The 19,800-nt window shown below is 65.7% G+C and carries 20 protein-coding genes and 1 tRNA gene; 9 read left to right on the forward strand and 12 right to left on the reverse strand.

Translation table 11 applies throughout. The features are described from left to right. Nucleotides 1-1,058 precede the first annotated feature (1,058 nt). A complete protein-coding gene (locus ACHAA4_RS06895) occupies nucleotides 1,059-1,883 on the forward strand; it encodes a tyrosine-type recombinase/integrase (protein WP_435773463.1) in 825 nt (274 codons plus the stop codon). Nucleotides 1,884-2,281: 398 nt separating this feature from the next. Here the strand turns inward: ACHAA4_RS06895 and ACHAA4_RS06900 are convergent, their stop codons facing one another. The 4 genes from ACHAA4_RS06900 to ACHAA4_RS06915 form a co-directional block, all read right to left on the reverse strand. After that, nucleotides 2,282-3,907 carry a dihydroxyacetone kinase subunit DhaK gene (locus ACHAA4_RS06900; protein ID WP_435773464.1) on the reverse strand — a complete coding sequence of 542 codons (1,626 nt, stop codon included), beginning with the start codon at nucleotides 3,905-3,907 and terminating at the stop codon, nucleotides 2,282-2,284. Nucleotides 3,908-4,086: 179 nt separating this feature from the next. After that, on the reverse strand, nucleotides 4,087-4,734 hold the full coding sequence (locus ACHAA4_RS06905; protein ID WP_435773465.1) for an isochorismatase family protein: 648 nt from the start codon (nucleotides 4,732-4,734) through the stop codon (nucleotides 4,087-4,089). Nucleotides 4,735-4,859: 125 nt separating this feature from the next. After that, nucleotides 4,860-5,642 (reverse strand): cyclase family protein, encoded by a 783-nt coding sequence (locus tag ACHAA4_RS06910; RefSeq protein ID WP_435773466.1) that lies wholly within the window; start codon nucleotides 5,640-5,642, stop codon nucleotides 4,860-4,862. Nucleotides 5,643-5,693: 51 nt separating this feature from the next. Further along, nucleotides 5,694-7,334, reverse strand: a complete 1,641-nt coding sequence (locus ACHAA4_RS06915; protein ID WP_435773467.1) for a thiamine pyrophosphate-binding protein — start codon at nucleotides 7,332-7,334, stop codon at nucleotides 5,694-5,696. Between the two features lie 228 nt (nucleotides 7,335-7,562). Here ACHAA4_RS06915 and ACHAA4_RS06920 point away from each other — a divergent pair, with 228 nt between their 5' ends. Both ACHAA4_RS06920 and ACHAA4_RS06925 read left to right on the forward strand, forming a co-directional pair. After that, entirely contained in the window at nucleotides 7,563-8,759 is a 1,197-nt protein-coding gene (locus tag ACHAA4_RS06920) for an aminotransferase-like domain-containing protein (protein ID WP_435773468.1), read from the forward strand. A 17-nt stretch (nucleotides 8,760-8,776) separates the two neighbouring features. After that, entirely contained in the window at nucleotides 8,777-9,391 is a 615-nt protein-coding gene (locus tag ACHAA4_RS06925) for a methyltransferase (RefSeq protein ID WP_435773469.1), read from the forward strand. 28 nt (nucleotides 9,392-9,419) lie between these two features. Here ACHAA4_RS06925 and ACHAA4_RS06930 read toward each other — a convergent pair whose 3' ends face one another. The 3 genes from ACHAA4_RS06930 to ACHAA4_RS06940 all read right to left on the reverse strand — a co-directional run bounded on the left by ACHAA4_RS06930 (nucleotide 9,420) and on the right by ACHAA4_RS06940 (nucleotide 11,413). Further along, nucleotides 9,420-9,632, reverse strand: coding sequence for a CDGSH iron-sulfur domain-containing protein (locus ACHAA4_RS06930; protein WP_435773470.1), 213 nt, complete (start codon nucleotides 9,630-9,632; stop codon nucleotides 9,420-9,422). Further along, nucleotides 9,629-10,570 carry an iron-containing redox enzyme family protein gene (locus ACHAA4_RS06935; RefSeq protein WP_435773471.1) on the reverse strand — a complete coding sequence of 314 codons (942 nt, stop codon included), beginning with the start codon at nucleotides 10,568-10,570 and terminating at the stop codon, nucleotides 9,629-9,631. Before ACHAA4_RS06935 ends, ACHAA4_RS06930 begins: the two co-directional genes overlap by 4 nt. Before the next feature lie 189 nt (nucleotides 10,571-10,759). After that, nucleotides 10,760-11,413, reverse strand: a complete 654-nt coding sequence (locus ACHAA4_RS06940; RefSeq protein ID WP_435773472.1) for a pentapeptide repeat-containing protein — start codon at nucleotides 11,411-11,413, stop codon at nucleotides 10,760-10,762. 67 nt (nucleotides 11,414-11,480) lie between these two features. On the opposite strand from ACHAA4_RS06940, the gene ACHAA4_RS06945 reads away from it, so the two are divergent. Continuing rightward, entirely contained in the window at nucleotides 11,481-11,927 is a 447-nt protein-coding gene (locus ACHAA4_RS06945; protein WP_435773473.1) for an NUDIX hydrolase, read from the forward strand. A gap of 72 nt (nucleotides 11,928-11,999) precedes the next feature. Here the strand turns inward: ACHAA4_RS06945 and ACHAA4_RS06950 are convergent, their stop codons facing one another. After that, nucleotides 12,000-12,428 carry a hypothetical protein gene (locus tag ACHAA4_RS06950; RefSeq protein WP_435773474.1) on the reverse strand — a complete coding sequence of 143 codons (429 nt, stop codon included), beginning with the start codon at nucleotides 12,426-12,428 and terminating at the stop codon, nucleotides 12,000-12,002. A gap of 118 nt (nucleotides 12,429-12,546) precedes the next feature. Then, nucleotides 12,547-13,536, reverse strand: coding sequence for an NAD(P)H-quinone oxidoreductase (locus ACHAA4_RS06955; RefSeq protein WP_435773475.1), 990 nt, complete (start codon nucleotides 13,534-13,536; stop codon nucleotides 12,547-12,549). Nucleotides 13,537-13,638: 102 nt separating this feature from the next. On the opposite strand from ACHAA4_RS06955, the gene ACHAA4_RS06960 reads away from it, so the two are divergent. The 4 genes from ACHAA4_RS06960 to ACHAA4_RS06975 all read left to right on the forward strand — a co-directional run bounded on the left by ACHAA4_RS06960 (nucleotide 13,639) and on the right by ACHAA4_RS06975 (nucleotide 15,740). Next, a tRNA-Ser gene (locus ACHAA4_RS06960) sits at nucleotides 13,639-13,726 on the forward strand. A gap of 65 nt (nucleotides 13,727-13,791) precedes the next feature. Further along, the gene (locus tag ACHAA4_RS06965) at nucleotides 13,792-15,072 is read left to right on the forward strand and encodes an MFS transporter (protein ID WP_435773476.1); all 1,281 of its coding nucleotides are present in this window, start codon (nucleotides 13,792-13,794) and stop codon (nucleotides 15,070-15,072) included. A 108-nt stretch (nucleotides 15,073-15,180) separates the two neighbouring features. Next, nucleotides 15,181-15,504 (forward strand): hypothetical protein, encoded by a 324-nt coding sequence (locus tag ACHAA4_RS06970; protein WP_435773477.1) that lies wholly within the window; start codon nucleotides 15,181-15,183, stop codon nucleotides 15,502-15,504. A 32-nt stretch (nucleotides 15,505-15,536) separates the two neighbouring features. Beyond that, entirely contained in the window at nucleotides 15,537-15,740 is a 204-nt protein-coding gene (locus ACHAA4_RS06975; protein ID WP_435773478.1) for a hypervirulence associated TUDOR domain-containing protein, read from the forward strand. Between the two features lie 4 nt (nucleotides 15,741-15,744). Here the strand turns inward: ACHAA4_RS06975 and ACHAA4_RS06980 are convergent, their stop codons facing one another. Continuing rightward, nucleotides 15,745-17,253 (reverse strand): MDR family MFS transporter, encoded by a 1,509-nt coding sequence (locus ACHAA4_RS06980; RefSeq protein WP_435773479.1) that lies wholly within the window; start codon nucleotides 17,251-17,253, stop codon nucleotides 15,745-15,747. Between the two features lie 74 nt (nucleotides 17,254-17,327). On the opposite strand from ACHAA4_RS06980, the gene ACHAA4_RS06985 reads away from it, so the two are divergent. After that, nucleotides 17,328-17,939, forward strand: a complete 612-nt coding sequence (locus ACHAA4_RS06985; RefSeq protein ID WP_435773480.1) for a TetR/AcrR family transcriptional regulator — start codon at nucleotides 17,328-17,330, stop codon at nucleotides 17,937-17,939. 79 nt (nucleotides 17,940-18,018) lie between these two features. On the opposite strand, the gene ACHAA4_RS06990 is transcribed toward ACHAA4_RS06985, so the two are convergent. After that, nucleotides 18,019-18,828 carry a DNA-formamidopyrimidine glycosylase family protein gene (locus tag ACHAA4_RS06990; RefSeq protein ID WP_435773481.1) on the reverse strand — a complete coding sequence of 270 codons (810 nt, stop codon included), beginning with the start codon at nucleotides 18,826-18,828 and terminating at the stop codon, nucleotides 18,019-18,021. Between the two features lie 36 nt (nucleotides 18,829-18,864). Continuing rightward, nucleotides 18,865-19,785 carry a hypothetical protein gene (locus tag ACHAA4_RS06995; RefSeq protein WP_435773482.1) on the reverse strand — a complete coding sequence of 307 codons (921 nt, stop codon included), beginning with the start codon at nucleotides 19,783-19,785 and terminating at the stop codon, nucleotides 18,865-18,867. Nucleotides 19,786-19,800 lie beyond the last annotated feature (15 nt).

The following is a 19,800-nucleotide window of genomic DNA, read 5'->3' on the forward strand; positions in this document are numbered from 1 at the left end:
CGCCACCCACCAAGGCAGATGCGATACCCACAAGCGGAAACCCTGCGCCAACCCCAGCAGCAACACCAACACACTCGCCCGACACCAACGCCAACAGATCCACGAAAACCAGGCAGGCTTGGGCCACCGGGCGCCACACCCGGGGCCCTCAATGAGCACCCCCCGGGAGGGGAGTTCGGATTTGTGGGTTCGAAGGCCGGAGCCGCGCTGCGGTAGTTTTCCGTGCGATATCTCAAAACGTGGATATCCCCGTGACACGGGCCCCTCGGATTCGTCCGGCGGGCCCTTTTTTGTGCCCACCGCACGCAGCATCGTCCCCGCCCCAGGAGAGCCAGACACGACATGACGGCCCCAAACATTCACAGCCCGATCGAGAAGCTCGCGGGTCCCGACCGACGGGCTGGTCCACTCCGGCCGGAACCCGCGCCGAGGTAACGTGCCAGCGATCATCGCGAGACTCAAGCACAACGGGCAATATAAGCCGATCATGGTCCGCGCCGGAACCAATGAGGTTCTCGCGGGAAACCATACGTTGACGACCGCGTCGGAGATGGGCTGGGACCAGATAGCCGCCACCTATGCGTGCGGCAGATCTAGATGTCTGCTTGACTTGCACCACAAGTAAGAAATACGTTCTAAGCGTGAGTAGAGTGCGCGCAGCCACGACGAGACTGGACCCGGGACAGCATTCGATCGATCGTGTCCAGCCCAGGATGAAGGATGGCGTGTGGCTGCTTGACTGGAGTCTTCGCCTCCCGGACGGAAGGCTGGTCACTAAGCGCACACAGGGATCCAGCAAGGGTGAGGTCCGACGGCGCGCGCGTCAGACTTCGAGCGAACTCCTCAGCAGCGCGGACAGCACCTGGAAGACCACAGACTCTCTGGTCGATTACATTGCCGCAGTTTCGAAACCGGCTATCGATAACGCCCGTCTGCGAGAAAGCAGCCAAAAGCGATACTCCCTCGTCCTCAAGCAACTCGTCGGCGACTGCAAAACTCACCGCCACCGTGACAGCCTTCGAGGCCACAGCATCGCGTCTGGGACCACCTTCCGAGCGATGGAGAACGCCCTGCGCGAGATCGCAGAACTCCACGGACCGGAGACCGCACACCAAGCACGAAGCGTGCTATCGAAATACGTCCTGGCGCAGCTCAAGCGCGACAATCTCGTCAGTGCAGACCCCATCAAGGGTGAGTCCCTAGACCTTGGGCCCAAGCAGCTCCCGCAGCGGGGAGGGAAGTCACTTAGCCGCGAGGAGTACAACCGCGTCGTGGATCATCTACTGAGCCTTGACCCGTCGGAGGGGGTCGAGAGCCCGAAACGCGGTCGCTGGAAACTTGAAGACCGAGTCGCCAAGCGGCGGAACGCCATCGATCTAACACTGCTACAGGCTGCCACCGGTCTCCGCATCGGCGAAGCTACTAGCATCACGTGGCGCGAAGTTGGGATTTCGGATGACGGGGCGATGCATGTGGAGGTCACTGCAGCGATCTCGAAAACTCACCGGGGCCGCCATGTCCCAGTCTTGGACGGCAGGGTGGCGGCAAGGATCCTCGAACGCCGAAATTCATCCCAGCACCAGGGCGAGCGGGTCATAGGCTCCCCAGCACATCCGGCAGCTGCATGGGACGGACGCAATTGCACTGCCTCTGTCGCCGATCTCTACCTCTCACTCGCGGAACAACTCGATATCCCACTCCTGAAGACCGCACGATCACATGTGTGGCGGGCGACGTTGAACAGCCTTCTACTGGACTCCGTCCCCGAGGTTGTCCGGACGGCCTTCTTCGGCCACAACGCCGCGACGTCCCGCGCGCACTACACCGACCTTTCTGACACGTCCGGAATGCGTGCCGCCGCTCAAGAACTCCGGACGGTCTAACTACGCGCAAGACTACGGTCTAGATCGGGAATCCTGAGGCATGGACGGATATCTCTGGGCATACGGATTCCTCAAGAGTCCGCTTGATCAGGGGCTTTAGGAGGGCCTGACCAGCAGGAAAAGAATATAACACCTGTAATGAATAGGTCGCCGGTTCGATTCCGGCAGGCGGCTCCACGAATTCCTCTGAACTGGACTTTACTCCCACCTAAAGCATGCTCTCCACGGGGAAACTTCACGGGGGCGCTTCAACTACGGCCATCAAGCGGACCGGGCGTGGCTGCGGCAACCACGCCAGCGACCCATCAGGCATCTTGCTCAGGAGCTTTCGGAGGACACCTCGACGCCGACGAATCCGCCCTCGAGCAGGACTTCGCGCTCAAGTGTGAAGAGCCGGTTTAGTCTCTGCTGATAGCTGTGAGAAGTGCGGCAACCGCTTTGGCTCCAGGGTCTTCAGCGCCAATAGAGGCAGCGTCAGGAACATAGGCGGCTCGACCGGCCCGGGCTGCGACTTTGGCCGTTTCGCGTGCACCCGTTTCTGCGTCTCGGGCAGCTTCTCCCAGGCTTCCGCCCGCGTCCAGGGTCCTGAACGCTGGGGCAAGAGCGTCGACCATCGTTGAGTGGCCTTCCTCAGCACCGCCATGGTGCATCATCGCGTTGAGCCCAGCACCCAAGGCGTCTGCCCAGTTGGAGTCTCGAGCCAGTACCTCTGACATGGCAGTCGTGAGTATCGCAAGAAGAACTCCCGATGAGCCGCCCATTCGTGTTTCAAGGATTCTTGCTACGCGGTTCATGCCTGCGGCAGGGTCGGCGAATCCCAGAGTGCCCGCGTCGAGGTCCGCGAGTACCGCTTCGGCCCCGGCGCGGAACGTCGTTCCTGCATCGCCGTCTCCGGTGGACCTGTCAAGATCGTCGAGATCAGCCTTCAGGTCGATAAGCGTCAAGCACCCCTGTCTGACCCTCTCTTCGATGTGGTTTCCTGAGGAAACATCCATAGCTGTATCTCGTTGATCCGTTTGCCTGCTTTTGGTCCGCGGAGGCGATTCCTTGACTTTCCTCGGCGCTATCCAGGCAGGGGCAGCGGTCGGTGTATCCAGTGCAGCTACCAGGGCATCCTCTGCAGGCATGACTGTGACGGAGAAGCCTTGCATTCCAAGAGATGTCATGGCCCTCACCGGGCCGATGAAGCGTGCGATTCGGGACGGACCGATCTGGCGAATCAGCTCGTGAGTAAGAACAAGGCCCTCCTGGACGGAACATCCTCCTAGGTCGTTGAGCATGATCACCATCTTCTGGTGCTCAGCGTCGATCTCCAGAGACTCGACGACCTGTGCGACCGCGTCGGCAGCACTTTCGATAGAGATGGTCTTTGCGCCAGGTTCGTTGTGGATCCCCATTCCCAGTTCGGTTCCACGCTCGAGATCAGGTGCATCACCTGGCAGCTGAACCGGGCCAAGCGCCAGCCCGATGGTGCGAATCGACCCGGCCGCGTGGCGCGCAGCTTCTGCTACTTCACTGAGACTCTTGCCCGACGACGCAGCGGCTCCCGCCACCTTGTGCACCAATATCGTGCCGGCTATCCCGCGCGGCTGCTCGAAGCCAGGGAGTGCTACATCGTCTGCAACGAGGACGGTTTCGACCTTGTAGCCCTCGTGACGCGCCCGCTCGGCAGCAAGCCCGAAGTTCAGTCGATCACCGGTGTAGTTCTTGATCACCAGCAGGCACCCAGCCGGACCGGAAACATGTCGAATGCCCTCAAGCACAGCGGTGACCGACGGAGAGGAGAAGATCTCGCCAGGTATGGCCGCCTCCAACATTCCCTCACCGATAAACCCGGCATGCGCAGGCTCGTGACCTGACCCACCACCCGAGATGATGGCGACTCGAGATGGGTCGCGCTCTGACGCGGCTCCTACGACAACTGTTGTTCCTTCAGAGGTCTCAAGTTCTTCCAACGCAAGAGTCTGCGTCATGGCCGAAAGCATCTCGGGCACCAAAGTCTCACGAGAGTTATAGAACGGCATCGCGCTCCCCCATTAGTGTCATTGGTCCTGCGTCAGGCGCTTGGACGTGATGTACGTGCGACGGGCTGTGAACCGTATCACACTATACGCTCCAAGTTTCAGACACACAGAGGAAACCGTGAAGCAGGTAACGCGGCTCTTCACACGTGAGCGTGGAGTCCTGCTCGAGGGTGGATTCGTCAGCGTCGGGGCTTCCTCCGGAAGCTCTCCGCTCCCGCGACGGCGGAGCTGCCCAGGTCGCTTCCGGTCAGGCGCTCTAGCCCGGACAGTGCGACGCTCCACTCCTGCGTGGTGGCCACCGACGCCCAGTTCGAATTCAACAGCGTCATCAGCGTGGTGTGAATGGTCTTGGCATCGGCAGCACCTGCCTCGTTCGCGAGGTTCACCGCTCCTGTCGCGTCCGAGAGGACCTCGGTGCTGAAGCCCAGACCTTCACCTTCCACGGCGGAGGCAAGGACGCAGTTGTTGGTCATGTAACCGACCAGGGTGACGGTGTCGATGTCGTGCTCCCGAAGCCATGACGCAACATCCGTGTCGGCGTAGATCGAGCCATACTCCTTGACGACGGACTTCCAGTCCTGGGTCTCACGCTGAGCAACATCGGGGTGCAGCTGGAAACCTGGCTGAGTCGGGTCGAAGACCGGCGCCCCCTCCCCAGCCGTGTGCTGAATGGCAAGGACCGGAATATCCGCTGTCTGTGCAGCATCGATGGCCTGGGTGATTCGGGGCAGCGATTCAGCGTGGGGCGGGTACTGGATCTCCAGCGGGCCGGAGAAGTACTGCTGCTGAACATCGATGACGACCAGGGCGCGACGGGGAGCACTCATGGGGATCTCCTTGATCTAAGGGGCGAGGGGCACGTCCAGAGACGACACCATCTCATCCTTCAACCCGGAGAGCATCCCCACAACTGGCTCGCAGGCATAGGTTTGACGTGTGAGCCGCGACCTCGCTAGAGCTCCTGCGCCTGGACCAGCGCATACACCCGGGATGGGCTCGCTGTCCCGTCCACGATCGGCAGCGGCGCCACCACCAGCATCGCTCCGACGGCGGGAAGCTTGTCCAAGTTCTGCAGCGAGGTGATCCCGTACTTGTCGTTGCCCAGCAGGTGATAGTGGACCGGGAAGGGAGGGTCCAGCTCGGCGCCGCGGCCGGCGTCGATCCCGACGGTCTCCACCCCGATGCCGGAGAGCGCGGTCTCCTCCGCGATCCACAGGGCCGCCTCTGCCGAAATGCCAGGCGTGTGCGAGCCGGTCTCGTCGACGTTGAGGAATGCCTCCTGATCCTGGGCGAAACGATCCCAACCGGTGCGCAGGAGCAGCCAGCCATTCTCCGGCAGTGGACCATGCTCGGACTCCCAGGCACGGATGTCCTCGATCTGAAGCAGGAAGTCCGGATCCTTCTCGACCTGCGCCCGGACATCCAGTACCGCGGCAGGTCCGATCAACCGTTCAGGCGGGATGGAGGACACGTCGTGGCCCTCGCGTCCTGAGACCCAGTGGACCGGGGCATCGATGTGGGTGCCCACGTGTTCACCGGTGTGGATGTTGTGGTGCTTCCAGAAAGGACCCGGGGCGTCGTATTCGGCGACCTTGTCCAAGCTGAAATCGATCAGGTTGACGAAGGGCTCCGGCAGCTTCAGCGTCGGCGTCGAGGCCGAGAGCGGATTGGTCAGGTCGACGATGCGCACGGAGTTGTCAGACAGGCCAGCGATCAGCGCATTCACTGCGGTCATGTGATTCCACCCTTTTCTGGTCAGGAGATTTCTGGTGAGGATATCGGAGCGTCAGTGCCCCTTGAAAGCCTCCGCCAGCCACCAGGAACCTCCATCGTCTGCGATCTTCGCATCGATCACCACCGGGCCGGTGGGCTCAGACGCCACCCATGCCCGCAATTGTTCAAGGTCCTCGGTGGAGCGGACGGTGAATCCTTCGGCACCGAATCCTCGGGCAACCGCAGCGATGTCCGTATCGGGGAACGTCACCGTCGCCAGATCCTGATCCTCACCGAAGTGGTGCACCTCAGCGGAGTAGGCGGCGTCGTTGTAGACCACCACGACCAACGGCAGCTTCAGCCGCACCGCTGTCTCCAACTCCTGGACGGACATTAGGAAGCCGCCGTCGCCCGTTCCCAACACGGGCATCCGCCCAGGCTGCGCCAGCGCCGAACCGATGGCGGTGTAGAGGCCGAGCCCTATCGATTGGAACGCCTGGGTGAAGCAGAAGCCGAACTCGTCCGGGACGTCGAAGTACTGACTGGGGTATCCCATGAAGTTTCCGGAGTCGATGCTGACGATGCGCTCGGCTGGGAGAATGCGGTTGATCGCCTTGGAGAGCTCCCGCGGATCCACGCTCTGCCCCGGAGCGCCTAAGACCTCGGTCGGCGTCTGGTCCCAGCGGGAGCCGGTGGCGATGCGCTCGCGCACCTCAGCGGTGCGGTACCCGGTCCGCTCCCGACCCTCAAACGACTCCAGCAGAGCCCCGGCCACGCTGGCCGCACTGCCCAGGACCGAGATATCCACCGGCCGATGCGCCCCCAGTGCCGAGTCCGCCACGTCGATCTGGGCAACCACGGCATTGGGGCCGATGAGCTTCCCATGCCGCGTGGTCCACATGTTCAGGGCGCAGCCGAACGCGACGATCAGGTCGGCATCACGGATCAGTTCTGCGCTCAGCGGCGAGGCGAAGCCGCCTGAGATGCCGAGGTTAAAGTCCTCGTCATTGAACAGCCCCTTCGCCACAGCGCTGGTGGCCAGCAGAGCGCCGGTCGCCTGGGCCAGCGCCACGATCTCCGCTTTGGCGCCGCGTCCGCCGCGCCCGGCCACGAAGACCGGCCGTTGGCTGCGCGACAGCGCCTCGATGAGCGGGACGAGCTCATCCTGGGACGGCGTGCTCTCGGGTCGGGGTTCCACTCCGAGCTGTGGGATCTCTCCGACCGCCTCTGCGGCCTGCACATCCAGGGGCAGGTTCAACACCACGGTGCGCCGATCTCGGAGGGCTTTTCGGTATGCCCTGAGGGTGTCTGCGAGCGCCGACTCCGCGGAGTGGACGCGGTCGGCATCGGCGCCCAGAGCGCGGGCGAAGCCGCCCTGGTCCATGGCGAAGTTCGAATGGACCTGGTGGGCGGCAGATTCCGCGGCCAGCACGATCATGGGAGTGCGGGACTTTGCGGCTTCGGTGATGCCGGTGCCGGCATTGGTCAGGCCGCATCCCTGGTGGAGGCTCAGGACACTGACCTCCCCGCTCATCCGGGAGTACGCGTCCGCCATCGTCGCAGCACCGCCCTCATGCCGGGACGCCGTGAATGGGACGCCAGCGTGACGCAAGGCGTTGGTTACGACGAAATTGCCGCTGCCGACGACGCCGAAGGCGTGCCCGACACCGAGACGGGCCAGATAGGCGCCGATCTGCTCTGCGACGGTGGTCATCTGCTCTCCCTGGATCGTTGAATCGCCGACATGCCTATTCGACCATGCCAGCAGTGATCTCTGGCGGGCAGGTCCCGGAGTTCCCCAGTCCGCGTCCGTTGAAGCTGACCCTTACAGCACCGCCGCGCCGCAACAAGACTGAGTCGATCACCGAACAGAGCGCATCGATGAGATGACGCGCGTCTTCCGTTAGTCTCGACTCTCGGGCTCCGCCCTTGAGAGGACGTCATGGAACACCACTTCGCGCAACGGATCCAACGGGTCCGACCCTCGGCCATCCGCCAGCTGCTGCAGCTCGGTGATGACCCCTCGATCACGTCGTTCGGGGGCGGCTACCCAGACCCCAGCCTGTTCCCCGTCGAGCAGCTTCGTGAGGTCTACGACCACGTCCTGAGTCAACAGGGCCGCACTGCTCTGCAGTACACGGGCACCGCGGGCATCCCCGCCCTGCGTGCACAGATCGCCGAGCGGATGCTCCGCGACGGCTCGACCTGCGCCGCCGACGACGTTCTGGTGCTCCAGGGCGCCCAGCAGGGCCTCGACCTGGTCGCGAAACTATTGATCAACCCCGGCGACGTGATCGTCACGGAGAACCCCACCTTTCTGGGGGCGCTTGTGGCCTTCAATCCCTACGAACCGGACTATGCCCCTGTGGCCCTCGACGAGGGCGGCATGGACATGGACGCGCTGGAGCAGGTGCTGGCAGGCACGCCGCGGGCGAAGTTCATCTACGTCATCCCCGATTTCCAAAACCCCACCGGCGTCACGCTGAGCGCTGCGCGCCGCCACCGCCTGCTCGAGCTGGCCAACCAGCACGACCTCATCGTCCTGGAAGACACCCCCTATCGGGAACTGCGGTTCGAAGGCGAGCAGCTCCCGACGTTGCATTCGCTGGACACCGAGGGCCGCGTCATCCATCTTGGTAGCTTCTCCAAAACGCTCGCGCCCGGGCTGAGGATGGGCTACGCGGTGGCGAATCGGGGGATTCTGGCGAAGCTCGAGCTGCTCAAACTGGCGGCCGACACCCAGTCGTCCACGCTGAACATGACGGCTGTAGCCCGGTTCCTGACCGAGTTCGACCTCGACGCACACCTCGAGTCCGTCCGCCCGGTCTACCGGGCCAAGCGCGACGCGATGCTGGGCGCCATGGAGGAGAGCTTCCCCGCCGATGTGCAGTACACCCGACCCGAGGGTGGGCTGTTCACCTGGGTGACCTTCTCGCCAGGCTTCGACGCCGCCGGATTTATGGTCGAACAGGCGTTGCCCGAGGCCCGGGTGGCCTACGTCCCTGGTGAGACGTTCTTCCCGACCACGTCCCCTGCCACGCAGGCCTCGCACTACGCGCGATTCAGTTACGCAGGCGTCCCGCAGGAGGAGATGGTCGCCGGGATCCATCGCCTAGGCGACCTGTTGGCCGGGTCCTGAGAGGCAGAATGGTGTCCATGCAGCAACTGACCTTTTGCGGACTGGAGATCTCCTTCGATCACCGAGTGCTGGAGCCCCGTCCCTGGACGGAGGCGCAGTCGGAGTGGGCGGCCGAGCTTCTCGTGGATGCACCACCCGGACCGGTGCTGGAGCTCTGCGCCGGCGTCGGGCATATCGGGCTGGGCGCCGTGTGCGAGTCAGACCGCAACCTCATCATGGTGGACATCAACCCCGCAGCGCGGGTGCTGGCGCTGGAGAATGCGGCGCTCAATGGTCTGGACTCCCAGGTCGAGTTCCGGCTGAACCAGATGGAGACTGCGCTGGACGCCGATGAGCGCTTCAGCCTGATCGTGGCGGACCCACCATGGGTGCGGTCGGCTGACACCTCGCTGTTCCCCGAGGATCCGGTGCGCGCCATCGACGGCGGCGACGACGGACTCGACCTCGCACGCACGTGCGTGGATCTCTTCGATCTGCACCTCAGTCCCGGCGGGTCCGGGCTGCTCCAGATCGGGACCCTGGCGCAGGCTGAGGCGATCACCGCCTACGCCGCGGATCGCCGCTCAGGCTCGCTCAGCGTCGTCGACTCCCGGGCCTATGAGCGCGGCGTGCTGATCCTGTTTGTCCACTGACCAGGTCCACCGCTGATCCACCGCCCGCTCAGTCGCGAGACCGCTTGCGCAGCAGTTTGTGCGTGCCGTCGCACCAGGGCTTGATCTTAGATCCGCCACACCGGCACACGGCGCTCACCGGGCGCGTCGTGGGGTGTTCGTTGCCCTCTTCGTCCTGGACCAGGTGATCTCCTCGGAGCAGCATCGGTCCTCCGGGGCAGAGCACCACGTCGGGAGGGGACGACTCCTGGGCCCCGCTCATGCCGCCCACTGCTTGAGCATCCGGGTCGCGTAGCGATCCTCGAGGTCCAAAGAGGTCCAGGCGCCGAAGTAGACGTCGTCGTGCAGGTCGGGCTCCTCCTCGAGGAGGGTGCCACAGATGGTGCGCACTGCTAGCTGCTCGTGCACCGCATCCGCCTCGATGTGTTCGGTGTAGTAGCCGCTCATGGACGCGGGGAACCCGAGCCGGTCCAGTCCCTGGGCCATCTGGCGCGAGGGCAGGGAGCTGGTCGCCTCGAAGGCGGCCAGAAAACCCAGGGAGGCGCCGCGCAGCCGGCGGTTGAGTCCGAAGAGGGACATGGCGTTGTTCTCCTCGAGGACCTCCAGCGGCACTTCGTCGATGTAGGCGCCATACCTGGAGTCCAAGCCGCTCTCCGCCAGGCCGCGGCTGAACAGGTGCGCGTGGAGACGGCTGGGATCGCCGCTGCCATATTCGTCGAACTGCACCTCCATGACCGCTGCCTTGACCCGGTCAGACAGGCGGGGGATCACCCAGGTCGTGTGGTCTGACTCTTTCAGGTGATAGATGGAGCGGTGCCGGAGCAGCTCTGTCACCTCGTCCTCGGTGGCGTTGCGCTGCACGTGCTGAGCCAGGGAGGCGCCGTCGTGCGCCTCGACGAAGTCGAAGAACTTCTCCGCGAACCCGTCCGACGTAGGCAGTTCAGGGACGCGTGCCCGCAGGGTTTGTTCAAACTCATCCTCCAGGCTGCGCCGGACGCCGATCAGCTGCGGGTCCCACTCCAGGTCTCCGCTGACGTCCTCGAATCCCCGGTAGTGCTGCTCGTAGAGCACCCAGAGCGCGAGCTGCGCATCTTCAGGACCATCTGGAGCAGGTGCCCTCGCCAGGTCTGCGGTCTGCCCGGCGCGCATCGCACCCAACACAGCATGGCTCAGCGAGCCGCGACTTTCCGGACTCAACATGAGGGCATCCACATGTCGCACGTTCCAGAACAACTACGGAAGCTGCACATCGGGTTCTCGTCTCTCGATCTCGAAGGATCTCCACACTCGGCGTCCATCCCAGTGTGACCCCAAACGCGGGGCGGCGCGAATAATGGGTCCGCAGTTTCTGTTGGAGAGCGTCTTGGCCGGCCGCAGTGTGGATGGCACTCATCCCGTCACGACCAGGCCAAGGTGCTGCGCCAAGGATGGGGCCAGCTCCACCAGCTGCTCCTCGCTGATCACCGCGCCCTTCAGTCCGGCGAGCCCGACGATCCGGCTCAGCTGGGCGCCGCGCAGGTCGACATCCTTGAGCCGGGCTCCGCTGGACTCCAGCGAGCCGACGGTGCAGTCAGAGAACCTCACCCGGGTGGCACGCGCGCCGGAGATGTCCAGCTCCGCGATGGTGCAGTGTTCGAACGACACGTCCGCAAGCACGGCATTGCGCAGATTCACCAGGTCCAGCTTGCATCCGCGCAGCACCAGCCCGCTGATCCCAGCGTCGTAGAGCTCCGCGACGCCGAAGCGACTGCCCTCGATCGAGACATCTCGCCAGGTGGACCGTGGAGCCTTCAGATGTGGCGAACTGACTCGTTCCCAGGTGGATTCCACCACCGAGGCCGCAGAGAAGTCTGCGTCCATGAGCGTCACGGAGCGCAGCAGGCATTCGGTGAGTCTTCCGCCGGAGAGATCCATGCCGGTCAGGTCGGCATCCTCCAAGCGGATGCGGTCAGCCTGTCCGGTGCGCTCGAGCGCCTCCACGCTGCCGAGCTCCAGTTCACCCCTCCGGGACGTGCGGAGCTTGGGTCCTTGAATCGGTCGCATCGTCTGCCTCTCAGTCGGGCCCAGCCTAGCCCCGCGGGCGGACATGGCCCGGTGTTACAGTGCAAAGATGGATCTCCGAGTAGCTGCCTATGCCGTCATCACGGACCACGACGGGCGGATGCTGCTGCCGCACTGGCATGTCAGCGGCACCGCCAAGGGATGGACTCTTCCCGGCGGCGGGCTGAACCCGGGTGAGGACCCGGCGGACGGCGTCGTCCGGGAGGTCTTCGAGGAATCCGGTTATGAGGCGGAGGTCGAGCAGCTGCTGGGCATTGATAACTTCATCATCCCCGGGGACCGTCGGATCCATGAGAGCGAGCGCGGAACGGCCTTGCAGAACCTGCGCATCATCTACCGCGCCCGGGTCACCAGAGGCTCCCTGACCGTGGAGCCGGATGGGTCCACCGACGCTGTGCGCTGGTTCACCCATGCGGAGATCGACGGACTGCACCGGGTCTCGCTGGTCGACGTCGGCCGACGGTTCGCCGGTCTGCTGACCGACGCCGCGCGCTGACCTTCCAGCACTGATTCACGGGCACTGACCCAGCCGCACTGGTTCAACACCGACGGCCGGTCGGCGCTCCGCTCAGACCGCGGCTTCGGAGGCGTCTTGCAGCGCTTGCTTGACCTGGTCGGCGCGGCGTCGCACCGCCAGCAGCTCACCGTGTCCCAGCCGCACCATGGCAGCCGCCTCGGCGGTGGTGGCCAGGTGATTGGCCGCTCGGGAGAGTGAGGAATGCAGCTTGGTGACTCCCCCGGGCACCTGCAGGCCGTCGCTGAAGTGGCTGATCTGCGCCCTGCGGCAGAGCTCGTAGACGGTGTCCAGCTGCTCGGCCAGCTCGTCGCCGATCAGCACCAGCTGGCTGTAGGTCGCGTCATCCTTCACCCCGTCGATCACCTGGTGATACCGGTCCAGCCCGCGCACGTAACGGTCGTGGGCCTGGCGCCACAGTCCCTTGCCCAGCTCTTTGTCGAGGCGACGGGCGCGGCGGCGGCGGGGAAAGAGCTTCATCATGATGCGCAAAAGTCTATCGAATCGCGCCCTCCCGATCTGCTGGAGGGCGCATTCCACGACTTGTTGCGCCCGAAGACCGCGTCCACTGCTCGCAGGTTCTGCCCCTCAACGCCAGGGGTCACACCATGGTGAGCAGAATCTTGCCGGTGTGGTTCCCGGAGTCGAAATACCGATGCGCCTCGGCGGCCTCCTCCAGCGGGAAGGTCTTGTCGGTCTGGACCTTGATCTGCCCGGATTCGATCAGCGGCCAGATCTCCTCCCCCACGGCCTGCACGATCTCGGCCTTGGCCTCGGCGTCGCGGGCCCGCAGGGTGGTCGCGATGATGCGCAGCCGCTTGGCCAGCATCAGGCCGAGGTCCAGCTCAGCGGTGCGTCCACCCTGCAGTCCGATGATCACCAGGCGCCCGGCGGTCGCCAGCGAGCGCAGATTGGCGTCCAGGTACTTCGCGCCGACGACGTCGAAGATCACGTCCACCCCGCGGCCCTCGGTGAGCTCCTGGACCCGTGACCCAAGGTCCTCCTCGCGGTAGTTGATCACGTGGTCGGCCCCCAGTTCGACGGCGAGGCTCGCCTTCTCCGCGGAGCCGACAGTGGTCAGCACCTCGGCGCCGAGTTCGTGCAGGTACTGCAGCGCGAAGGACCCGATCCCGCCGGTCCCGCCGTGGACCAGCACCGTGTCCCCGGGCTGCACGTGCGCCTCACCGCGCAGGTTCGAATGCACGGTGGCGGCCACTTCGATCAGCCCGGCGGCATCGGTGAGGCTGACCCCTGCCGGGACCGGCAGCACGTGGCGCGCATCGACGAGGACCTGCTCGGCGTAGCCGCCCCCGGCCAGCAGCGCCACGACCTCCTTGCCGATCAGCTCCTCCACGGCGACGCCACTGCCCTGGCCTGCGGCGATGACCCGGCCGGAGACCTCCAGCCCGGGGATCTCGGAGGCGCCCTTCGGCGGCGGGTACACCCCGAGACGCTGCATCACGTCGGCCCGGTTCAGTCCTGCGGCCGCGACCTGGATCAGCACCTGCCCGGTGGCGGGAGTGGGGTCGGCCTGCTCGGCAACGGTGATGACCTCTGGCCCACCGGCGTCGCTGTACTGCACTGCTCGCATGCTCGCGCTCCTCAACTCGATCCGCACCTGCGACTCACGTATAGTCTGTGTCTGGAGTTTTCCACGAAACACCGGAGAGCTCCACGCCGGCTGAGAAGTCGAGGAGCGCTGTCCGAGCGGCCGAAGGAGCTGGTCTTGAAAACCAGTGTGCGGCAACCCCGCACCGTGGGTTCGAATCCCACGCGCTCCGCTCACTGAGGTGTGGGGTCCCGCGGCCGGGACCCCACATAGCTCTGCGAACCAGGTCTCGAGAGAATGTCCCGCACCGACCACGCGGACACCGGTGGTGAAGCGGAGGTGCGGATGCGCAAGGACATGGCTGGACCAGGTCTGCTGAGCATCCTGCTCGGCGCCGTGGCAGTGGGCCCGCTGCTGCTCTACGGGCTCAGCGCCACCAGCGAAGCGATCATCACCGACCTCGAGATCAACGAGGCCCAGTTCGGCCTGCTCGCCACCATCTGCTTCGCCTGCGCCGCCGTGGGCAACGCCACCCTGGGACGACTGGCGGACCGCCACTCCGATCTCACCCTGATGACCGTGATCTTCCTGATCGCCTCCCTGGCGCTGGGACTCGCCGGAGTTCCCGGCGGGTATCTGGTGCTGGTGATCGCCGCGGGACTCTCCGGCGTCGCCCAGTCCTTCCCCAACGGGGTCACGAACCGGATTCTGCTGGAACGGGTCCCGGCGAACAAACGCATCGGCTGGGTCGGAGTCAAGCAGTCCGGGGTCCAGGTCAGCCAGCTGATCGCGAGCCTGAGCTTTCCACTGTTGGCGGTCCTGATCGGCTGGCGCGGCACCGCGCTGCTCGCCGCCCTGGTCCCACTGGTGCTGCTGGCCTTCACCTGGCGCATCCTGCGCAGGGTCCCGCTGCTGCACCCGCGGCGCGACGCCGCCCCGTCGCCAGATTCGTCGCAGGACCGGTCACCGGACCCGACACCCGCTCGCTCCGGCAGTCGCTCGGGTGCGGTCTGGGCGCTGGCGGCGTTCGGCTGCCTCAACGGGATCGGCGTGCAGGCGACGAATGTCTACCTCCCGCTCTTCGCCGTCCGGGAGCTGGACTTCTCTCTGGTCCTCGGCGGCGCGACGGCCGCCGTCGCCGGTGTGGTCGGGGTGACCGCCCGGATCGGGTGGGCCCGGGTGATGGCGAGAGGCACCTCGGGGCCGCTGCTGCTGCTGATCCTCGCGCTGACCGCACTGACCGGCGTCGGGGCTTTCCTCGGCGCCGACGCGACCGGCTGGCCCGCGCTGCTGTGGACCGCGGTGGTGCTCCACGGCGCCTCGGCCCTGGGCGTCTCGGTGGTGCTGATGAGCGTGCTGCTGCGCAGCATCCCCTCGGCCAAGATGGCGTCTGCCTCCGGAGTCGTCACCGCCGGGATGTTCACCGGCTTCGCGATCGGCCCGCTGGGCATGGGCCTCCTGATCGGCTCCGGCGGGGGCTTCACGCTGGGCTGGATGGCCGTGGCAGGGATCTATCTGCTCTCCACGCTGCTGGCCGTGCTCCTGGTCAGCCGCCGTCGTCGGCCTCGGAACCACTGAGTCGCAACACCGTGCGGCCCTGTGCCGACACCGCCGCAACATGCCGGTGGCAGGGTTCACACGCCCAGTACAGTAAAGCGTGAACAGACCCTACCCAGGAGGTCACCCATGACCGGCCACACTCCCCCGCAGGACGTCCAGCACGCCGCCCAGCGCGCCTTGACCTGGATCGATGAGGGCAAGGCCGGGAAGGGCTTCACCGACACCGGGCGCCACCGGGCACAAGAGCTGGCCGAGGGCGCCGAGGTCCCGCTGGAGCACATCCACAAGATGCGCCAGTACTTCGCCCGGCACACCGTGGACCGCGACGCCGAGGGCTTCCACCACGGGCAGCATGGCTATCCCAGCCCGGGCCGGGTCGCCTGGGACGCCTGGGGCGGAGACCCCGGTGAGACCTGGGCGAACCGGGAGAAGTTCGACGACGCCGACTGAGCATCCACCGCAGCAGAGAGCAGGCACCGATCATGGCATTCACCAAGGGCGACAAGGTCTCCTGGAACACCCCGCAGGGCAAGACCCATGGCACCATCAAGAGCAAGCACACCAAGGACCTCGAGCACCAGGGCCAGACGTTCCGCGCCTCCTCGGAGGACCCGGTCTATGTCGTGGAGTCCGAGAAGACCGGTGCCGAGGCCGCGCACCACGAGAAGGCGCTCGACAAGCGCTAGCTGATCAGGGCTGCTGTGCCGCGATCCGCGACGGTGACCGCACGAAGAACGCTCCGGCCACGGCGGCGAGAGACATGATTCCGGCGACCATGAACGCCGACTGCGCCCCGGAGGCCTGTGCCGCGATCTCCCCGAGCGAGCCCGACTCCTGGGCCGCGACCCGGGACATCGTGGTGATCAGCACTGCCACGCCGACAGCCCCGCCCACCTGCTGCAGCGTGTTCAGCACCGCGGAGCCGTGGGAGTAGAGACTGGGCCGCAGTGAGCTCAGCGAGGCTGAGAACAGCGGGGTGAAGGACATCGCCAGGCCGATGGACATCGCGATCTGGATGCTCGCGAGCAGGGCGGCCGAGGTGTTCTCACCGACCAGGCTGTAGGACCAGAGGCCGCCGGAGACCAGGATGGTGCCTGGGATGAGCAGCGGACGGGGGCCACGGGCGTCGTAGATGCGACCGACGATGGGGCCGAGGATGCCCATCACCACGGAGCCGGGCAGGACGATGAGTCCGGCCTGGGTGGCTGAGAGACCGACGACGTTCTGCAGGTAGAGCGGCAGCAGCGTCAGGCTGCCGAACATCGACAGCGCCAGGATGGTCATGACCACGACGGCCATCGTGAAGTTCACCGAGCGGAAGACCCGCAGGTCGAGCAGGGCCTGCTCGCGACGCTGCAGCCGCAGCTGGCGCCACACGAACAGCGCGAGGGACAACACTGCGGCGCCGAGCATCAGGGCGATCACGCTGGTCGGGGTGTCTGCGGATTCCGTGCCGTGGGCGCTGCCGAGCTGGCTCAGCGCGAAGACCGCACCGCCGAAGCCGAGGGCCGAGAGGATGACCGAGGCGACGTCGATGCGCCGGTACTGGGACTCCCCCAGGTTCAGCATCCATTTCGCGCCGATCAGCAGAGCGACCACCGCGATGGGCAGGATCAGTCCGAAGATCCAGCGCCAGCTCAGCGAGTCCAGGATCAGACCGGAGAGGGTGGGGCCGATGGCGGGGGCAAGCGCCATCACGATGCCGGCGCGACCCATGATCCGACCGCGGGAGTGCTCCGGCACCACGTTCATCACGGTGGTCATCAGCAGCGGCATCATGATCGCGGTGCCCGAGGCCTGCACGATGCGCCCCAGCAGCAGCACCGTGAACCCGGGGGCCACGAGACAGATGAGCGTGCCGAGGGTGAAGAGCGTCATCGCGGTCAGGTAGACGCCCCGGGTGCTGAAGCGCTGCAGGACAAGGCCGGTGATCGGAATGACCACTGCCATGGTGAGCATGAACGCGCTGGTCAGCCACTGTCCGAGCGAGGGTGCGATGCCCAGTTCCACGTTGAGCTGCGGGATCGCGATGCCCATCGTCGTCTCATTGAGGATCGCGACGAAGGCCGAGATCAGCAGCAGCCAGATGACGCGCATTCCCCGAGGATCGATCGCTTCTGGCCGGGTCTCGGCCTCTGTGCTCACGGACACTGTTGAACTCCTTGAAAGAAAAATCACGCGAGGGACGGACGCGGGCATGCGTAACCTCACCGGAGAGACACTATATGACTATCGTGGCAGAGTCTGCCAAAACCGACAGTTAGACTGAACACATGGACGAATCACCGGCGATCGGCATACGTGAACGAGCGCGCGGCGCACTGCGCGGAGAGCTCGCGGATGTCGCGCTTGGGCTCTTCGAAGAGCGCGGCTACGACCAGACACCCGTGGATGACATCGCCTCCGCGGCCGGCATCTCGCCGCGCACGTTCTACCGTTACTTCGGCACCAAAGAGGAGGTCCTCTTCGGTGACCTGCCGACGACCAGCGTGGATCTGCCCGCACTGCTCAGCGACCACCTCACTCAGGTGGACCCCTGGGAGGCGCTGCATCAGACGATGCGCCACGTCGCCGAGAACATCGGCACCGAGCGCGTGCGCTGGTCGCGGCTGCTGCGAGTGGTCAACACCAGTGACACCCTGCGCGCCGGACATCTCGAACAGCAGATGAACCTGGCGCAGTCCCTGATCCCCACGCTGATCCCCGCGGTGGAGGGACCCGCGGGCTGGAGCGACCTGCGCGCCCGCGTGCTGGTCCACGCGGCGCTGACCTGCTTCGACACTGCGTTCTCGCACTGGGCCGAGCGCGACGGAGACATCGAGATGCTCGAGGCCCTGGACATCGCGTTCACGACGTTCTCCACCGTGGACTCAGTCAAGTCCTGAGTGTCGGGCAGTCCCGTATCCCGGCACTCCCGAGCTCCGGGCGATCAGGACGGGAGGGATCCGGGCATCTGGGTCGAGCTCAGCTCTGGCAGGACGGGCAGAAGTAGATCACCCGGTCGGCAACAGCGGCCTTGCGCAGCTCCGCCTCGCCGAGTTCGCTCTTGCGCAGCCGGGTCCCGCAGCGCATGCAGGGCTTGCCACCGCGCCCGTAGACCCAGTACGGCGGTCCGGCCGTGGGGTTGGCGGTGGTGCACCGGCGGATGCGCAGCCGGTTCACCGTCAGCAGCTTCTCGCTGAGTTCGATCACCCGAGCCAGATTGTCCACCTCGGCCACGGGTCTGGTGGGCAGGATGCCCGCGAGGAAGCAGATCTCGCTGCGGAAGACGTTGCCGATGCCGGCGAGGTTGCGCTGGTCCAGCAGCGCCACGCCGATGCTGCGCTGCGGCGCAGAGAGCAGCCGCCGCGTCGCCTCTGCGGGATCCCAGTCTGGGCCGAGCAGGTCGGGTCCTAGGTGTGCGAGCTTCTCACCCTCCTCCGCCGGGGAGAGGATGCTCAGCTCCCCCAGCGAGAAGCCCACGGCTTCCTGGTCCTGGGTGCGCAGCACGCAGCGCGCGGTGTGGGCCGGGCGTCGCCACTGCGGGCGTCCACCCTGGGGGTCGCAGGGGTAGACGTGCCAGGTGCCCTCCATCTTCAGATGCGACTGCACCGTGAGGTCACCGAACTGCATCAGCAGGTGTTTGCCGCGGGCGATCACCCGCTGAACGGTCCGGCCGGAGAGATCCACCGTCGCGTAGCTGGGCACCCGGAAGTCGCTGGAGGCCAGCATCTTCCCGCCGAGAGCGGCGTGCAGCACGGCCGCCTGCCGGAACACGGTATCTCCCTCGGGCACGTCAGGTCTCCGTCAGCGACTCGGGCGAGATCCGGGTCAGGTCTGGTTCTTGAAGACCACGAGAAACTTGCGGGCTTCCTCTTTGGTCAGCGGCGAGTGCGCGGAGAGCAGCTCGGCCGCCTGGTCCACCCGGTCGTCGCGCAGCAGCGCGTAGAGCTGGTCGTGGACCCAGGGCTCCAGGTCATCGTGGGAGAGGGTGATCTTCTCCTCGCCGCGCTGGACCTCGAGGTGGAAGCCCGCCATCTCTTCCTCTTCGGTGTCCCAGTCCTCGGGGATGGTGAGCTCGTCCTCGGGGTTGAACCCTGACTCTGCCATCAGGCGCTTGGCCCGGGCGTCCACATCGTGGGGAGTCTCGGCGTCGTTGCTGGGCTTGTCGCCGCCGGGGACGTTGGGGAGCTGCTGGGAGTTCTCCCCGATGATCTCGCCGGTCTGCGGGTCGGCCTCGCCGAGGGGCTTGGAGGGGTCCCGGTCCGAGGTGCCGCGATCCGAGGGGCCGCGGTCCGAGGTGCCGGCGTCGTCGCGGACTCCGTCGATGACGTCTTCGACCAGCTCGCCGTCGAGGACCTCGTCCTCGGGCGCAGGGCGGTCGCGGGCATCGACCGGGCTCGAGACCGCCCCGTCGTCGTCGGAGCCGCCCAGTTCATCCTCGACACGCAGCTCGGAGGGAGCCTGCTGGGGGTAGACGTGGAGGGCCTGGACCGCGATGATGCAGTCCTTGATCGGTGCGCCGGTGGACTGCTTGAATATGGCCAGCGCGCGCCGGCCGTCCTCGGCGCCGATGGCGCGGTAGAGCTCGCGGTGTTGCTCGTCGGAGAGGGCCAGCGCGGCCTTGCGCGCGTTCTCCGGCGTCACCGCCACCTTGATGCCGTCGTTGAGCTTCTGGGCCTGCCGCTGCATGAGCATGCGAATACCCAGGAACAAGAGGACACCGACTGCGAGTACTACCAGAATTTCCACACTGCCAGTCTACGT

Source organism: Nesterenkonia maliinae, assembly GCF_051262655.1.
Taxonomy (GTDB): domain Bacteria; phylum Actinomycetota; class Actinomycetes; order Actinomycetales; family Micrococcaceae; genus Nesterenkonia.

Bases quoted from the DNA above. Each gene is read 5' to 3' on its own strand.
- ACHAA4_RS06975 (WP_435773478.1), top strand. From the start codon at position 15,537: ATGGCATTCACCAAGGGCGACAAGGTCTCCTGGAACACCCCGCAGGGC.
- ACHAA4_RS06930 (WP_435773470.1), bottom strand. From the start codon at position 9,632: ATGAGCGGGGCCCAGGAGTCGTCCCCTCCCGACGTGGTGCTCTGCCCC.
- ACHAA4_RS06900 (WP_435773464.1), bottom strand. From the start codon at position 3,907: ATGCCGTTCTATAACTCTCGTGAGACTTTGGTGCCCGAGATGCTTTCG.
- ACHAA4_RS06935 (WP_435773471.1), bottom strand. From the start codon at position 10,570: ATGTTGAGTCCGGAAAGTCGCGGCTCGCTGAGCCATGCTGTGTTGGGT.
- ACHAA4_RS06910 (WP_435773466.1), bottom strand. From the start codon at position 5,642: ATGACCGCAGTGAATGCGCTGATCGCTGGCCTGTCTGACAACTCCGTG.
- ACHAA4_RS06940 (WP_435773472.1), bottom strand. From the start codon at position 11,413: ATGCGACCGATTCAAGGACCCAAGCTCCGCACGTCCCGGAGGGGTGAA.
- ACHAA4_RS06915 (WP_435773467.1), bottom strand. From the start codon at position 7,334: ATGACCACCGTCGCAGAGCAGATCGGCGCCTATCTGGCCCGTCTCGGT.
- ACHAA4_RS06925 (WP_435773469.1), top strand. From the start codon at position 8,777: ATGCAGCAACTGACCTTTTGCGGACTGGAGATCTCCTTCGATCACCGA.
- ACHAA4_RS06985 (WP_435773480.1), top strand. From the start codon at position 17,328: ATGGACGAATCACCGGCGATCGGCATACGTGAACGAGCGCGCGGCGCA.
- ACHAA4_RS06905 (WP_435773465.1), bottom strand. From the start codon at position 4,734: ATGAGTGCTCCCCGTCGCGCCCTGGTCGTCATCGATGTTCAGCAGCAG.
- ACHAA4_RS06945 (WP_435773473.1), top strand. From the start codon at position 11,481: ATGGATCTCCGAGTAGCTGCCTATGCCGTCATCACGGACCACGACGGG.
- ACHAA4_RS06895 (WP_435773463.1), top strand. From the start codon at position 1,059: ATGGAGAACGCCCTGCGCGAGATCGCAGAACTCCACGGACCGGAGACC.
- ACHAA4_RS06965 (WP_435773476.1), top strand. From the start codon at position 13,792: ATGTCCCGCACCGACCACGCGGACACCGGTGGTGAAGCGGAGGTGCGG.
- ACHAA4_RS06955 (WP_435773475.1), bottom strand. From the start codon at position 13,536: ATGCGAGCAGTGCAGTACAGCGACGCCGGTGGGCCAGAGGTCATCACC.
- ACHAA4_RS06950 (WP_435773474.1), bottom strand. From the start codon at position 12,428: ATGATGAAGCTCTTTCCCCGCCGCCGCCGCGCCCGTCGCCTCGACAAA.
- ACHAA4_RS06970 (WP_435773477.1), top strand. From the start codon at position 15,181: ATGACCGGCCACACTCCCCCGCAGGACGTCCAGCACGCCGCCCAGCGC.
- ACHAA4_RS06920 (WP_435773468.1), top strand. From the start codon at position 7,563: ATGGAACACCACTTCGCGCAACGGATCCAACGGGTCCGACCCTCGGCC.
- ACHAA4_RS06980 (WP_435773479.1), bottom strand. From the start codon at position 17,253: ATGCCCGCGTCCGTCCCTCGCGTGATTTTTCTTTCAAGGAGTTCAACA.